This window comes from Cupriavidus gilardii, assembly GCF_013347325.1.
GTDB classification, from domain to species: domain Bacteria; phylum Pseudomonadota; class Gammaproteobacteria; order Burkholderiales; family Burkholderiaceae; genus Cupriavidus; species Cupriavidus gilardii.
Genome location: NZ_CP054624.1, coordinates 738381 through 753128, shown reverse-complemented (window position 1 = coordinate 753128; position 14748 = coordinate 738381). Strand labels below are relative to the sequence as shown.

At 67.9% G+C, this 14748-nt stretch carries 12 protein-coding genes and 1 pseudogene; 8 read left to right on the top strand and 5 right to left on the bottom strand.

What is annotated here, in order from left to right; genetic code table 11:
* Positions 1 to 4 precede the first annotated feature (4 nt).
* Together phnA and FOB47_RS03530 are read right to left on the bottom strand one after the other, a co-directional pair.
* Entirely contained in the window at positions 5 to 1294 is a 1290-nt protein-coding gene (gene phnA / locus FOB47_RS03535) for a phosphonoacetate hydrolase (protein WP_174779967.1), read from the bottom strand.
* Positions 1295 to 1374: 80 nt separating this feature from the next.
* Positions 1375 to 2109, bottom strand: coding sequence for a phosphonate utilization associated transcriptional regulator (locus FOB47_RS03530; RefSeq protein ID WP_174779966.1), 735 nt, complete (start codon positions 2107 to 2109; stop codon positions 1375 to 1377).
* 314 nt (positions 2110 to 2423) lie between these two features.
* On the opposite strand from FOB47_RS03530, the gene FOB47_RS03525 reads away from it, so the two are divergent.
* The 6 genes and pseudogenes from FOB47_RS03525 (at position 2424) to FOB47_RS03500 (ending at position 9464) form a co-directional block, all read left to right on the top strand.
* Complete coding sequence (locus FOB47_RS03525; protein ID WP_390884803.1) at positions 2424 to 3452, top strand: putative 2-aminoethylphosphonate ABC transporter substrate-binding protein; 1029 nt, start codon at positions 2424 to 2426, stop codon at positions 3450 to 3452.
* Positions 3453 to 3529: 77 nt separating this feature from the next.
* Entirely contained in the window at positions 3530 to 4639 is a 1110-nt protein-coding gene (locus FOB47_RS03520) for a putative 2-aminoethylphosphonate ABC transporter ATP-binding protein (protein WP_174779964.1), read from the top strand.
* A pseudogene (locus FOB47_RS03515) lies at positions 4636 to 6392 on the top strand (putative 2-aminoethylphosphonate ABC transporter permease subunit). The gene FOB47_RS03520 and the pseudogene FOB47_RS03515 overlap by 4 nt, the downstream one beginning before the upstream one ends.
* Before the next feature lie 96 nt (positions 6393 to 6488).
* Positions 6489 to 7622 carry a 2-aminoethylphosphonate--pyruvate transaminase gene (locus tag FOB47_RS03510; protein ID WP_174779963.1) on the top strand — a complete coding sequence of 378 codons (1134 nt, stop codon included), beginning with the start codon at positions 6489 to 6491 and terminating at the stop codon, positions 7620 to 7622.
* The gene (locus tag FOB47_RS03505) at positions 7619 to 8470 is read left to right on the top strand and encodes an EamA family transporter (RefSeq protein ID WP_174779962.1); all 852 of its coding nucleotides are present in this window, start codon (positions 7619 to 7621) and stop codon (positions 8468 to 8470) included. Before FOB47_RS03510 ends, FOB47_RS03505 begins: the two co-directional genes overlap by 4 nt.
* A 208-nt stretch (positions 8471 to 8678) precedes the next feature.
* Complete coding sequence (locus FOB47_RS03500; protein WP_170292912.1) at positions 8679 to 9464, top strand: IclR family transcriptional regulator; 786 nt, start codon at positions 8679 to 8681, stop codon at positions 9462 to 9464.
* 84 nt (positions 9465 to 9548) lie between these two features.
* On the opposite strand, the gene FOB47_RS03495 is transcribed toward FOB47_RS03500, so the two are convergent.
* From FOB47_RS03495 to tauA, 3 genes are all read right to left on the bottom strand, one after another.
* The gene (locus FOB47_RS03495; RefSeq protein WP_053824676.1) at positions 9549 to 10421 is read right to left on the bottom strand and encodes an ABC transporter permease; all 873 of its coding nucleotides are present in this window, start codon (positions 10419 to 10421) and stop codon (positions 9549 to 9551) included.
* 70 nt (positions 10422 to 10491) lie between these two features.
* Complete coding sequence (locus FOB47_RS03490) at positions 10492 to 11274, bottom strand: taurine ABC transporter ATP-binding protein (RefSeq protein WP_053824191.1); 783 nt, start codon at positions 11272 to 11274, stop codon at positions 10492 to 10494.
* 56 nt (positions 11275 to 11330) lie between these two features.
* Positions 11331 to 12341 carry a taurine ABC transporter substrate-binding protein gene (tauA, locus tag FOB47_RS03485; RefSeq protein WP_174779961.1) on the bottom strand — a complete coding sequence of 337 codons (1011 nt, stop codon included), beginning with the start codon at positions 12339 to 12341 and terminating at the stop codon, positions 11331 to 11333.
* Positions 12342 to 12838: 497 nt separating this feature from the next.
* Here tauA and pta point away from each other — a divergent pair, with 497 nt between their 5' ends.
* Complete coding sequence (pta, locus tag FOB47_RS03480) at positions 12839 to 13927, top strand: phosphate acetyltransferase (RefSeq protein ID WP_082371789.1); 1089 nt, start codon at positions 12839 to 12841, stop codon at positions 13925 to 13927.
* The gene (locus FOB47_RS03475; RefSeq protein ID WP_053824193.1) at positions 13924 to 14697 is read left to right on the top strand and encodes a sulfite exporter TauE/SafE family protein; all 774 of its coding nucleotides are present in this window, start codon (positions 13924 to 13926) and stop codon (positions 14695 to 14697) included. Before pta ends, FOB47_RS03475 begins: the two co-directional genes overlap by 4 nt.
* Positions 14698 to 14748 lie beyond the last annotated feature (51 nt).

Below are 14748 nucleotides of genomic sequence, written 5' to 3'. Positions count from 1 at the left end.
CCGATCAATGCAGATGATTGAGCGCGACGTCGAAGATGTCGAAGTTGCGCAGCACCGCCTTGCCCGGAATGCCGGCAGTGGGGCGATTGAACAGCAGCGGCACGGTCTGCTCCGACACGCCGCCGTGCGAGCGCAGCGGCGCGTCCAGGCCGCTCAGGTCGTGGCGGCTGCGGCTGGTGCCGAGCACCACATGCTTGCCGCTGATCACCACCAGATCGCCGACGCGATCGGGCGGCAGCTCGAAGCGCGCGCACGCCTCGGCATTGTCGAGCACGGCCTCGACGCCCTCGATATCGCCGAGCTTCGCCTTCAACGCGGCGGCGTCGCCGGCGCCCGCATCGTCGGGCAGATAGACGGTCGCATACGAACCGAGCGCGCCGTGGTGCACGACATAGGGATCGGTGATCGGCAGGATCACGCGCGCGCCGCCCTGCTCCACGCCGCGGCCTAGCCAGGCATCGAGCCGGTCCTGCAGGAAAACCACGTTCGGAGCCTTGGTGTCGGCGTCGTGCTTGGCATTCATGCCGTGATCGGCGGTCAGCGCGACCACGCAGCCCAGCTCGTCGAGCCGGGCCAGATAGCGGTCCATCATCGCGTAGAAGGCGTTGGCGCCGTCCGACCCGGGGGCGAACTTGTGCTGGATATAGTCGGTCGTCGACAGATACATCAGGTCAGGACGCCGCGTCTGCATCAGCCGCACGCCGGCGGCGAACACGAATTCGGACAGCTCGGCGCTGTAGACGCTGGGCATCGGCATGCCGACCAGCTCCAGCACGTTGTCGATGCCGTTCTCTTCGACGCTGGCCTGGTCCGCCTTCTCCGACGAGAAGCAGATGCCGCGCAGCCCATGGCCCAGCAGCCGGCGCAGCTTGTCCTTGGCGGTGACCACCGCCACGCTGGCGCCCGCTTCGGCGAACGCCGCCAGGATGGTGCCGGCGCGCAGGTACTTCGGGTCGTTCATCATCACTTCCTCGCCGCGGCCGCCATTGGCCGTGCGATCGAAGAAGTAGTTGCCGCAGATGCCGTGCACCGACGGCGGCGCGCCGCAGACGATCGACAGGTTGTTCGGATTGGTGAAGGTCGGCACCACGCAGGCGCCGCGGAATGCCGCGCCCTCGGCCAGCAGCCGCTTCAGATACGGCGCGGTGCCGCTGGCGGCGGCCGCTTCCAGATAGTCGAACTCGCAGCCATCGACGCAGACCACCACCACGGGCTGCTGCATCCATCGGTAGGTGCGCTGGTTGACGGTCACGGCTGGCTTGCCGGGCGAGGAGTCGGAGCGAGGGGCGGGCATGTCGGTGGTCCTGGTCGGAAGGAAGCGCAAGGGTCGGACGGCGCCCGGCAGAGACCAGGCGCCGTCAGTCGATGATGAATTCAGGCGGGACCTGCAGGTGTGTCGGGCGGCGCCGCCGTGCCGGCTCCGGCCTGGCCCTGCACCGCCGCGTGCAGCCGGGCGCGGCCGCGTTCGACGTGTTCGCGCATCAGCCGGCCGGCAAGCTCCGGATCGCGCGACGCGATCGCCGAGACGATGTCGCGATGCTCCCGGGTCGAGGCAGGCATCGCGGTCGGCGCGGCGGACAGCGCCTCGCGGCGATACAGCGTCAATTCCTTGACCAGGCGTCGATAGGTCTCGAGCAGCTTGCCATTGCCGGCCAGCTCGACCATGCGATCGTGGAAGGCGAAGTTCAGCCGGGCATAGTCGTCGAGGTCGCGCGCCGCGCTGGCGGCGCCGAGCGCCTCGATCATCGCGCGCAGCTCACGCAGCGCTTCGGGCGTGATGCGCTGCGCCAGCTGCCGGCCGACGTATTCGTCCAGCACGGCACGCAACGCATAGATTTCGTCGGCCTCCTGCAGCGACACCGAGCGCACGAACACGCCGCGGTTCTTTTCGGTACGCAGCAGCCCGGCTTGCTCGAGCGCGCGAAAGGCCTCGCGCACCGGGCCGCGCGACACGTTGAGCTCGCTGGCCAGCTCGATCTCGTTGAGCTTGTCGCCAGGGGCAAGCTCGCCCGCGGTGATGCGCCGCTCCAGCTCGCGCTGCACCAGCGAGGTCAGCGACTGGCTCTGCAGGATCTCGATTTCGCTGGACAGCGGCGCTTGGCGGGACATGAACACTCCTGACTTGCTGGGGATGGCGTTGCACGCGGCGCAGGGCGTTTCAGCGGTCCGCCAAGACCGGCCGGCGTGCGTGCATTTGCTGGTTGCGATTAAAGCAAGCGGTTTGTATATTGTCAACAAACCAAGACGCCGCGGAGCGCTGGATCGGAGAAAAAAGCGCGGTTCCGTATGGGCATATGTCTTGCAGGTGTTGCTACACAAGGGTTTCGCGGTGATTCAAGGTGGTGCATGGCTTCGTGTGGCACTGCACGTAATTCACCAAATTGACACAACATGGCACATACAATGCCACAAGGAGCCCCACAATGAGAACCGCCATGACACTTGCCAAGCAAGCCCTCGCCGCCACGGCCGCCCTTGTTCTGACCGGCGCCGCGTTCGCGCAGAAGACCACGCTGACCGTCTACACCGCCTGGGAAATCGAGACGCTGAAGCCCTACGCCGAGGGCTTCGCCAAGGTCGCCCCCGATATCGAACTGAAGTACGTGCGCGACTCGACCGGCGTGATCACCGCCAAGGCGCTCGCCGAAAAGGCCAACCCGCAGGCCGACGTGATCGCCGGCCTCGCCGCCTCGAGCCTGGAGCTGCTCAAGCAGGAAGGCATGCTGCAGCCCTATAGCCCGAAGGGTTTCGAACGGCTGACGCGCGACTACAGCGACAAAGCGACGCCGCCATCGTGGGTCGGACTCGACGTCTGGGGCGCGACGGTCTGCTTCAACACCATCGAAGCGAAGAAGCGCAACCTGCCCCGGCCCGAGACCTGGCGCGATCTGGCCAAGCCGATCTACAAGGGGATGATCGTGATGCCCAACCCGGTCTCCTCGGGCACCGGCTTTCTGGACGTGACCGCGTGGCTGCAGCTGTTCGGCGAGCAGGAGGGCTGGAAGTACATGGACGCGCTGCACGAGAACATCGCCCAGTACACCCATTCGGGCTCGAAGCCGTGCAAGCAGGCCGGCGCCGGCGAATTCCCGATCGGCATCTCGTTCGAGTTGCGGGCGCACAAGACCAAGGCCGCCGGTGCGCCGATCGACATCATCTTCCCGCGCGAAGGACTCGGCTACGACATCGAGGCCGCCGCGATCGTCAAGGGCACCAGAAAACAGGAGGCCGCGCAGCGCTATCTGGACTGGCTCGCCAGCAGGGAAGCCAACGAGCTGTTCGCCCGCGACTGGGCTATCGTGGCCTACCCCGGCGTGGCCCGCAGGATCGAGACGATTCCGGCCGGCTACGAAAAGATGCTGGTCAAGAACGACTTCGGCTACATCGCGAAGCACCGCGAGCGCGTCCTGACCGAATGGCAGAAGCGCTACAGCGCCAAGGCCGAGAAATAGTAGGACGCCGCGCTCTCGACAGCTCGCCGCGGCCGCCAGGCGCGCCGCCTTCGTTTGACCCGATGGAGCCCACATCCATGTCCACGTCCCCCGGCAGGCACGACAGCTATCTGAGCCTCAGAGGCATCCACAAGCGGTTCGGCGGCGCCGACGGCTTCACCGCGCTGCGACATGTCGACCTCGACGTGCGCGAGGGCGAGCTGCTGTGTTTCCTCGGCCCGTCCGGCTGCGGCAAGACCACGCTGCTGCGGATCATCGCCGGCCTCGAATCGCAGACCGCCGGCACCATCATGCAGGCGGGGCGTGACATCTCGACGCTGCCGCCGATGGAGCGCGACTACGGCATCGTGTTCCAGTCATACGCGCTGTTCCCCAACCTGACGGTCGCGGACAACGTCGCCTACGGGCTGGTCAACCGCCGCATGCCGCGCGAGCTGCGGCGCGCGCGCGTGGCCGAGCTGCTGACCCTGGTCGGCCTGCCCGAGCGCGGCGCGCAATATCCCGGCCAGCTGTCCGGCGGGCAGCAGCAGCGCGTGGCGATCGCGCGGGCGCTGGCGACTTCGCCCGGCCTGCTGCTGCTCGACGAGCCGCTGTCCGCGCTCGACGCGCGCGTGCGGGTGCGGCTGCGCAGCGAGATTCGCGCGCTGCAGCAGCGGCTGAACATCACCACGATCCTGGTCACGCACGACCAGGAGGAAGCGCTGTCGATGGCGGACCGCATCGTCGTGATGAACCACGGCGCGATCGAGCAGATCGGCACGCCGGCGCAGATCTACCAGCGCCCGGCCACGCCGTTCGCGGCGGACTTCGTCGGCAAGACCAATATGCTGCCCGCGACGGTAGGCAGCGACGGCCATCTGCGGCTGGGCGAACGGCGCCTGCAATGCATCGCGCCGCCGGGCTGCTGTACCGATGACACCGTGCAGGTCTTCTTCCGGCCGGAGGATGTCTGCGTGCGCGGCTGCGACCAGCAGGGCGAAAACGTGCTCGACGCCACCGTCGACAAGATCGAGTTCCTCGGCGCCTTCTCGCGGCTGACGCTGAAGCTGGCTGACGGTGGCGCCGCGGCGGCGCCGCTCTATGCCGACCTGTCGCTCAACGACATGCACGAACTGCGTCCCAGCGCCGGCGATCCGCTGCGCCTGGCCATTCCCGCCGACCGCCTGCGCGTGTTCCGTCAGCCATGAGCCTGCTCCTGTCGAAGACGACCGTTCCGCCCGTCACACCGCTATCAGGCGCCATCGCATCCGGCGCCATCCGCGGCACGGTCCGTACCCACTGGACCGACCGCGTTGCCCACGCACTGCTGTGGCTCGCCGCGCTGGCGCTGCTGTGCTTCGTGCTGGCGCCGATCGTGATGATCCTCGCCAAGAGCGTGCAGAACCGCGACGGCACGCTGGCCGGCATCGCGCATTTCCGCGCGTACCTGACGACGCCGGCGCTGTGGCGCTCGGTCTGGAACAGCGTCTGGGTATCGACGCTGGCCACCGCGATCACGGTGCCGCTCGCCTTGACTTTCGCCTACGCGCTGACGCGCAGCCGCATCGGCGCCAAGGGCCTGCTGCGCAATCTCGCGCTGATTCCGCTGCTGGCGCCATCGCTGCTCGCCGCGATCTCGTTCATCTTCTGGTTCGGCAACCAGGGGCTGCTCAAGCCCCATATGGGCGACGTGCAGATCTACGGGCCGCTCGGCGTGGTCGGCGCGCTGGTGTTCGCGACCTTCCCGCATGCGCTGATGATCCTGATCACGGCACTGTCGCTGACCGATGCCAGGCTGTACGAGGCGGCCGACGCGCTGGGGACATCGACGATTCGCAAGTTCTTCACGATCACCGTGCCCGCCGCGCGGTATGGCCTGGTCAGTGCCTCGATGGTCGTCTTCACCTATGCGATCTCCGACTTCGGCATCCCGAAGGTGATCGGCGGCAACTTCCCCATGCTGGCCACCGACATCTACAAGCTGGTGTCGGCATGCAGGACTTCTCGCAGGGCGCGGTGGTCGCGCTGATGCTGCTGGTACCGGTGCTGATCACCTACTGCATCGACGCGCGCGTGCAGCGCCGGCAATTGGCGCAGATGTCGGCCCGCTCGGTGCCCTACGTCCCCCGCCGCAGCCGCCGCTTCGACCTCGCGATGGCGGCGTTCTGCTGGCTCGTTGCCGCGCTGATGGTCGCCGTCATGGGCATGGCGATCTATGCGTCGTTCGTCAAGCTGTGGCCCTACAACTTCTCGCTGTCGCTGAACCACTACCGGGTCGGACTGGTGGAGGGCGGCGTCGTCGCCTCCTGGTTCAACAGCCTGAAGCTGGCGCTGGCCTGCGCGCTGATCGGGCCCGTGTTCATCTTCACCACCGCCTATCTGCTGGAGAAGACGCGCGGCCTGCAGTGGCTGCGCGGCTTCGTGCGGCTGATGGCGGTGCTGCCGATGGGCGTGCCGGGGCTGGTGCTGGGGCTGGGCTATATCTTCTTCTTCGTGCCGGCCGCCAATCCGCTCCACGTCCTGTACCAGACGCTGGGCATCCTCGTGCTCGTCACCATCGTCCACTACTACGCGTCCTGCCACCTGACCGCCGTCACGGCCCTCAAGCAGCTCGACGGCGAATTCGAGGCGGTCTCCGCCTCGCTGAAGGTGCCGTTCTACACCACCTTCCTGCGCGTGACCGTGCCGGCCTGCCTGCCTGCGATCGTCGAGATATCGCGCTACCTGTTCATCAATGCGATGACCACCGTGTCGGCGGTCGTGTTCCTGTACGGCGCCGACACCAAGCTGGCCTCGGTCGAGATCGTCAATCTGGACGAATCCGGCGATATCGGCCCAGCCGCGGCGATGGCGACCCTGGTCGTGCTGACCTGCGCCACGGCGTGCCTGGCATACCACAGCCTGCAGCGCTGGCTCGAGCGCCGCACGCAGGCATGGCGCGGCGCCGGCCAACGCGACTGAGCCGGACTGAGCCCGACTAAGCCCGACTAAGCCCGACTGAGCCCGACAACCCACAGACGATTCCCGCTCCACCACACCCTGCCAGGAGATTCGACCATGATTCGCGGCAACGACCCCATCTTGCTGACGCCCGGCCCTCTGACCACCTCGCTCGCGACCAAGCAAGCCATGCTGCGCGACTGGGGCTCGTGGGACGCCGCCTTCAACGCCATCACCGGCAGCCTGTGCGAGGATCTGGTTCGCATCGTGCACGGCGAAGGCACCCATGTCTGCGTGCCGATGCAGGGCAGCGGCACGTTTTCCGTCGAAGCGGCGATGGCGAACGTGGTGCCGCGCGACGGCAAGGTGCTGGTGCCGCAGAACGGCGCCTATTGCCAGCGCATCCTGAAGATCTGCAAGGCGATCGGCCGCGCCGCGGTCGAACTGGCTATCCCCGAGGACCAGCCCGCCAGCGCGGCGGCCATCGAGGCCGCGCTGGCCGCCGACCCGTCGATCACCCATGTGGCGCAGGTCCATTGCGAGACCGGTGCCGGCGTGCTCAATCCCCTGCCGGAGATCGCGCAGCTGTGCGCGCGGCTCGGCAAGGGCCTGATCGTCGATGCGATGAGTTCGTTCGGCGCGATCGAGATCGACGCGCGCACGATGCCGTTCGACGCGCTGGTGGCGGCCACCGGCAAATGCATCGAGGGCGTGCCGGGCATGGGTTTCGTGCTGGTCAGGAAGGACGTGCTGGAGGCCAGCCAGGGCAACAGCCATTCGCTCGCGCTGGATCTGTACGATCAGTACGCCTATATGCAGAAGACCACGCAGTGGCGCTTCACGCCGCCCACGCACGTGGTCGCCGCCTTCCGCGCGGCGCTGGACCAGTATCTGGCCGAAGGCGGACAAGCGGTGCGCGGCGCGCGCTATCGCCGCAACTGCGCCGCGCTGGTCGACGGCATGCGCGAGCTGGGCTTCCGTCCCTTCCTGCGTCCAGAGGTACAGGCGCCGATCATCGTGACGTTCCACGCGCCCGATGACCCCCGCTATGACTTCAAGACCTTCTATGCAAAGGTGCGCGAGCGCGGCTATATCCCCTATCCGGGCAAGCTGACCCAGGTCGAGACCTTCCGCGTCGGCTGCATCGGCGCGATCGACGACAACGAAATGCGCAACGTGGTGTCCGCGATCGGGCTGACGCTGCAGGAGATGGGCATCGACATGGCGGCGCAGCTGGCCAGGGCGGCATGACCCTTCCCGCCGACTTCCACTGGATGGCGTTCGTCGCCGTGATGCTGTCCGCGGTGATGCACGCCTCCTGGAATGCGATCGTCAAGATCGGCGGCGACCGGCTGTCGTCGATGGCGCTGATCGATACGTTCTGCCTGCTGGCGGCGCTGCCCTTCCTGCTGCTGGTGCCGCTGCCCGCGCCGGCGGTCTGGCCCTTCCTGCTGGCGACGGTCTGCCTGGAGGTCGTCTACAAGCTGTCGCTGGTGGCCGCCTACAACCGCGGCGACTTCAGCCAGGCCTATCCGCTGATGCGCGGCTGCGCGCCGATGATGGTCGCGCTGCTGCTGCTCGCGATGGGCAGCGAGCGGCTGGGTCCCGGCGGCTACGCCGGCATCGCGCTGATCTGCTGCGGGCTGGTCAGCCTGGTGCGGTGGCGCACGCAATCGCCGCAGTTGATGGGGTTCGCGCTGCTGGCCGGCGCGTGCCTGGCGGGCGGCACCGTGATCGACGGCACCGCGGTCAAGCGCCACGGGCAGGTGTTCTCGTACATCGTCTGGCTGCAGACGCTGTCGCATCTGTTCATGCCGGGCTACGCGGCGGTCCGGCGCGGCCGCACGCTGCTGACGCTGCTGCGCACCGAGTGGAAGCGCGCGTGGATCGGCGGCATCAACCGGGTCGGCTCGTATGCGCTGATGCTGTGGGCGATGACGCTGGCGCCGGTCGCCAAGCTGGCCGCGCTGCGCGAATCGAGCGTGATCTTCGCCGCGCTGCTGGGCCACTTTCTGCTGCGCGAGCCGTTCGACCGCCGGCGGCTGCTGGCGACGGCGCTGGTACTGGCGGGGATCGTGACGTTGCAGCTGGCGCGTTAGGGCCTGAGGCGCGGACCGCCGCCGTGCCGTACCGGGGTCGCATGGCGGCACACCCAATCCGGAAGTACAATCGCTTTGTCTCGTTTTCCGGAACGGAGGAATCGCTTTGAAAACCGCCACCACCGCCGCGACGTCCGCTCCGCGCGCGCGCGGAGCCGCCAAGGCCAATCCAGCCGCAGCGGCCAAGGCCGCTGCGCGGCCCGCCCCGGTGCCGCCCCCGCCGCCGCCCAGCGAAGCGGCCAACGACCGCGGCGACACGCCGACGCTGCGCGCCTTCGCGCTGCTCGAATTCCTGGTCGCCGCGGACCGGCCGCTGACGCTGGCGGAGATCATGCAAGGCTTCGAGGCGCCGAAGGCCTCGCTGCACCGGATGCTGGGCGCACTCGAATCCGGCGGGCTGGTGATCCGCGAACCCGGCGCGCGCAACGCCTATGCGGTCGGTCCGCGGCTGGCACGCCTGGGCGTGGCCATCGTCACGCATTCCGGCACCCGCCAGTTGCGCCACGCGATCCTGTCGCGGCTGGTCGAGGATATCGGCGAGACCGTCAACCTGACCATGCTGCACGAGAGCGCGGTGCTCTACCTGGACCGCATGGAGGCGCCCTGGCCACTGCGGCTGGACCTGAAGCCCGGTTCCCATGTGCCGCTGCACTGCTCGGCCAGCGGCAAGCTGCTGCTCGGTTTGCTGCCGCGCGAACAGCGCCGCGCGCTGGTGCGGCAACTGCCGCTGGAGCGCTTCACGCAGAACACCATCACCGATGTCGAACTGCTCGAGGCAGAGCTCGACCGCTGCGCGCACAAGCAGATCGGCGTCGACAACGAGGAGTTCGTCGCCGGCATCAGCTGCGTCGCGGTGCCGGTGCGCGACGAGCGCGGACAGGTGGTGGCCGCCCTTGCCGTCCATGCGCCGACGGTACGCTCGCCGCTGTCGCGTTCGCTGGAATTCGTGCCGCGGCTGCAGCAGGCCGCGGCGGACCTGGCCTCGACGTTCTGAGGCAGGCGCACCGGCGTCGATGCGGTGTTCCCTCTCCCGCTCGCGGGAGAGGGAAGTAGTCCAGCGGCATCGCGCATCCGCCCTTCAAGCCCTTCCCTTCCACGGCACCAGCCACTTCTCGACGCCGCGCATCAGCAGGTCGAAGCCATAGGCGATCAGCCCGATCAGCACGATGCCCATCACCACCACGTCGGTACGCAGGAAGTTCGACGCGTTGAGCACCATCTGGCCCAGGCCCGCGGTGGCGGCCACCATCTCGGCCGCGACCAGCGTGGTCCAGCCGAAGCCGATCGCGATGCGCATGCCGGTCAGGATGTCCGGTAGCGCGGCGGGCAGCACCACATGGCGAATCACCTGCCACGGCGTGGCGCCCATCGAATAGGCCGCGTTGATCTGCTCGATCGTCACCGAACGCACGCCGGCGCGCGCGGACATCGCCATCGGTGCAAAACACGCCAGGAAGATCAGCAGGATCTTCGAGGTCTCGTCGATGCCGAACCAGATCACGATCAGCGGCAGATAGGCCAGCGGCGGCAGCGGCCGGTAGAACTCGATCGGCGGATCGAAGACGCCGCGCGCGATGCGCGACACGCCCATCAGCACGCCGACCGGCACCGCGGTGACAGCCGCCAGCGCGAAGGCGCCGAACACGCGGACCATGCTGGCCCAGAAATGGTCGAGCAGCGGCAGGCCGCCCTGCACATTGCCGTTCCACGCATCGACAAAGGCGGCGCCAATCGATTCCGGCGTCGGCAGGAACAGCGGCGGCAGCCAGCCGAAATGGCTGGCGACCCACCACAGCACCAGCAGCGACACCACGGTGACCGCGGAAATGCGCGAACTGGAGCCCTCGCCCGGCATCCGGTAACCGGAGACCGTGCGGATCTTGCGTGCTGACGCCGAAGGTGCTGCCGGTGCCGCCGGGGCCGCGGCGGCGGTCGTCGTGGTGGAAGACATCTCGTTGGCAACAACGGCGCCCGGCGCGCGCGTCGCGCCCGGCAGGCTCTGAACGGTGGCAGGCATCGGCTTATCCTTGTGGCGTGGCATGGATCAGGTCGACGATTTCTTCGCGGTGGCGAATGAAATCCGGATCGGATTTGACGGCGCGGGCATCGCCGCATTCGATATAGCGGCGCGCATACGGCAGCTCGTAGGTGTGGGCGATGCGGCCCGGCGACGGCGTCATCACGATCAGCCGTGTGGCCAGGAACAGCGCCTCCTCGACGCTGTGCGTGATGAAGAAAACGATCTTCTGCTCGCGCGCCCACAGTTGCAGGATCAGCGCCTGGATCGACTCGCGCGTCAACGCGTCGAGCGCGCCCAGCGGTTCGTCCATCAGCATCACCGCCGGATCGTTGGCCAGCGCGCGCGCGATGCCGACGCGCTGCTGCATGCCGCCCGACAGCTGGTAGACCGGCTTGTCGGCGACATGCTCGAGCCCGACCAGCGCCAGCTTGTCGCGTGCGATGCGCAGCCGCTCGCCACGGCCGACGCCGCGCATGCGCAAACCCAGCGCGACGTTGTCGGCGACGTTGAGCCATGGCATCAGCGCATGCTTCTGGAACACGACGCCGCGTTCGGCGCCGGGCCCGTTGACGGCGCGGCCATCGAGGCGGATTTCGCCTTCCGACGGCTGCATGAAGCCGGCGATGCAGGACAGCAACGTGGTCTTGCCGCAGCCGGAGGCGCCCAGCGCGACGACGAAGTCGCCGCGCTCCATGGTCAGGTTGACCTGCGACAGCGCGAGCGTCTGCGTGCCGCCCGCGCCGCCATAGTTGACGCTGAGGTTGTCGATTTCGAGTTTGGCCATCTCGGTTCCCTGTGGGGTCGTTGGCGAATCGCTGAAAGAACTGGACAGACGGCGGCTCAACGCATCGCCCGCTTGACCCACTCGGCATTGACGCCGGCGGAGTAGTCCGGCAGCACGGTCTGGATCGTGCCCTGCTCCTTCAGGAACTGCGCCGCCGACTGCAGGGCCTTGGCCGCGCCGCCGCCGAGCCAGCGCGCCGAAGCCTGCTCCTCCAGCGTCGGGAACGCGTACAGCGACATGCTGCCCGGCACGTCCTCGGGCCTGGCACCCGACACCTTCGCGACGGTCTTGACCATCGGCGAATCGGCGGTCCACGCGGCCTTGTTCTTGCGGTAGCTGTCATCCGCGGCGGCCAGCATCCTGACGAACTTGACCATGAAGTCCGGGTTCTCGCGCGCAAACTTCTTGCTGACGATCATGCCGTCGAAGGTGGCCTTGCCGGTCGACTGCGCGATCTGCCCGGACGTCAGCAGCACCTTGCCGGTCGGCTTGATGCGTGCCAGCACCGGGTCCCAGATGAAGGTCGCGTCGATGTCGCCGCGCTGCCAGGCCGCGGCGACTTCCGGCGGCCGCATGTTCATGATGCGGACCTGCTTCGGATCGACCTTGGCCTGCTCCAGCGCGACCAGCGTGTGATAGTGCGTGGTCGAAACGAACGGCACGCCGACGCGCTTGCCCTTCAGATCGGCGACGCTGTCGATGCGCGTGCCGTTGCGCGCGACCATCGCCTCGGCGGCGTTGATGTCGTCGAGAATCCAGAACAGCTCGACGTCCAGCCCCTGCGACAGTGCCGAGGCAATCGGCGAGGTGCCGGCCTCGCCGATCGCGATCTGTCCCGACGCCATCGCGCGAATCACGTCGCCGCCGCCGGAAAACTGGCGGAACGACACCTTGTAGCCGGTCTGCTTCTCGATCTCCTTGGCGTCCTGCACATGGCGCCATGGCACCACCATGTCCTGGTAGGCGATCACCACTTCCTTCGCTTGTGCCAGCGCGCCCGTCTGCACGGCGGCGGCCAGCACTGCGCCTGTTGCGAACTGCTTGATCCAACGCTCGATCCAACGCATCGTCGTATTCCTCAAGAAAGACAGGTTGCGTGCCGCGGCAGGGAGCCAGGGAGCGGCACGGAGAATCCAGGCACCGGCGAGGTGCCTACTCGAGGAGGGGAAGACTGGAAGCAGGTCGCATGCCAATGTCTCCTTGCAGTGGACGGCTGTCGCGTCCTTTGATCGGCCGTCGCCGCATCGTGGCGGCAATCGGCGGCCAACGCCTTGCACGTTGGGTAGCGCTATCGTAGGCAGCGGGTGGCGCGCGCCATAGTGCCACTGGGCGGCAATCGTGGGTCCAAGCGCTGACCGGCCGCTGAACGGCACCGTATTCGGCCCTGCGGCCAGCCGCGCGCGCTCGTCGCTCGCACCATGACGGCCCCTTCCGTCCCGTTTTAGTGCATCTAACGTACCGTTTTTCGAGATTTTTGTTGACCGATAGGGCCGGCCGCCCTATGCTTCGGTAAGATCCCGTTTTCGGTACGTTTCATCCCGCTTTTTTATTCACCGTATCCGCCATGAAAGCGATCCACCGCATCATCGAGCGCGCGCGCTCGTCCCCCCGGCGCATCGTGCTGTGCGAGGCGGAGGACCCGCGCGTGCTGCAGGGCGCGCGGCGCGCCGCGGAAGAAGGCATCGCGCGCATCGTGCTGGTCGGCGATGCCGCCCGTATTGCCGATGCCGCCGAGCGGCACGGCATCGCGCTGGACGGCATCGACGTGGTCGACCCGGCCAGCGCTGCGCAGCGGGACCGCTACGCCGGGCAATGGCTGGCGCTGCGCCGATCGAAGGGCATGACGCCCGAGCAGGCGCAACGCGACGTGCTGGCGCCGCTATGCTTCGCCAACCTGATGGTGCGGGCCGGGGACGCCGACGGCTCGGTGGCCGGTGCGGTCCATACCACTGCCGACGTGGTGCGTCACGCGATCCAGGTCATCGGTATCGCGCCGTCCTTCCGGCTGGTATCGAGCTTCTTCCTGATGATGTTCTGCGAGCCCTTCCACTCGCTCAAGGGCGGGCTGATCTTCTCCGACTGCGGCCTGGTGATCGACCCGGACGCCGAGGCGCTGTCCGAGATCGCGATGGCCGCCGCCGACAGCGCGCAGAGCCTGCTGATGGAAACGCCGCGCGTGGCGATGCTGTCGTTCTCGACCAATGGCAGCGCCCACCACGCCGCCGTGGACAAGGTCGCCGCAGCGACGCAGCGGGTGCGTGCGCTGCGGCCCGGCCTGGCGATCGACGGCGACGTGCAGCTCGATGCGGCGATCGTCGCCGAGATCGCCGAGCGCAAGCTGCCGGCGTCGCAGGTGCACGGGCATGCCAACGTGCTGGTGTTCCCGAGCCTGGAGGCGGGCAATATCGGCTACAAGCTCGCCGAGCGCCTCGGCGGCGCGGTGGCGATCGGGCCGATGCTGCAGGGCCTGCGGCGCCCCGCCAACGATCTGTCGCGCGGCTGCAGCGCCGACGACATCTTCCACGTGATCGCGGTGACCGTGGTGCAGGCGCAGGCCGCGGACCTCGAAGATACCGATGCCCGCGCGCAGATGGCGCTGCCCATCGACCTGCCTTCCGCCACGCCACCATCGGGAGCCGCGCAGTCCCGATGAATGTCGAAACCTTGCTGCCGGTATTGGCCCTGCTCGGGCTCGGCAGCTATTTCCAGACCGTGACCGGGTTCGGCATGGGTCTGATCGTGATGGGCGCGGCCAGCGGCCTGCATCTGGCACCGGTCGCCACGCTGGCCGCGCTGGTCAGCCTGCTGACGCTCGCCAACGGCGCGCTGGCGCTGCCCGGCAAGCTGCACCATATCGACTGGCGCGCGGTGCGGGCCGCCACGCTCGGCATCCTGCCGTCGGTGGTCGCCGGTGTCGTGCTGCTGCACTATCTGAGCGGCACCGCCGCCGGCGTGCTGCAGCTGATGCTCGGTGCGGTCGTGCTGTATGGCGGCATCGGCGCCGCGCTGCGCCCCGCCGCGCTGCCCAGCCGCTCCGGCGACGGCAGCTTCTTCGTCAGCGGCGTCTGTGGCGGCCTGCTCAGCGGCCTGTTCGGCGTCTCGGGGCCGCCGCTGATCTTCCAGTTCTATCGCCAGCCGCTGAACATGGTGCAGATCCGCTGCGCGCTGATCCTGGTCTTCACCACCACTTCGGCCGTCCGCACCGCCTACAGCGCCTGGCAAGGCGAGCTGGCCGGCGACGTGTGGCTGCAGGCCGCACTGGCCTTCCCGGTCGTGGCCCTGAGCACGATCGCGGCACGGCGCTTCCCGCCGCCGTTGTCGACGGAAGCCACCCGAAGGCTCGCGTTTGGCGTGCTGGTCGTGCTGGGTGCGTACTTGATGGGGGGAGCGCTGTGGCAGTGGTTTATGGCGTATTCAGCTTAAAACCATAAGGGCTACCGTAGCCGCTCGTATCCTTTATGGAACTTTCCCTCC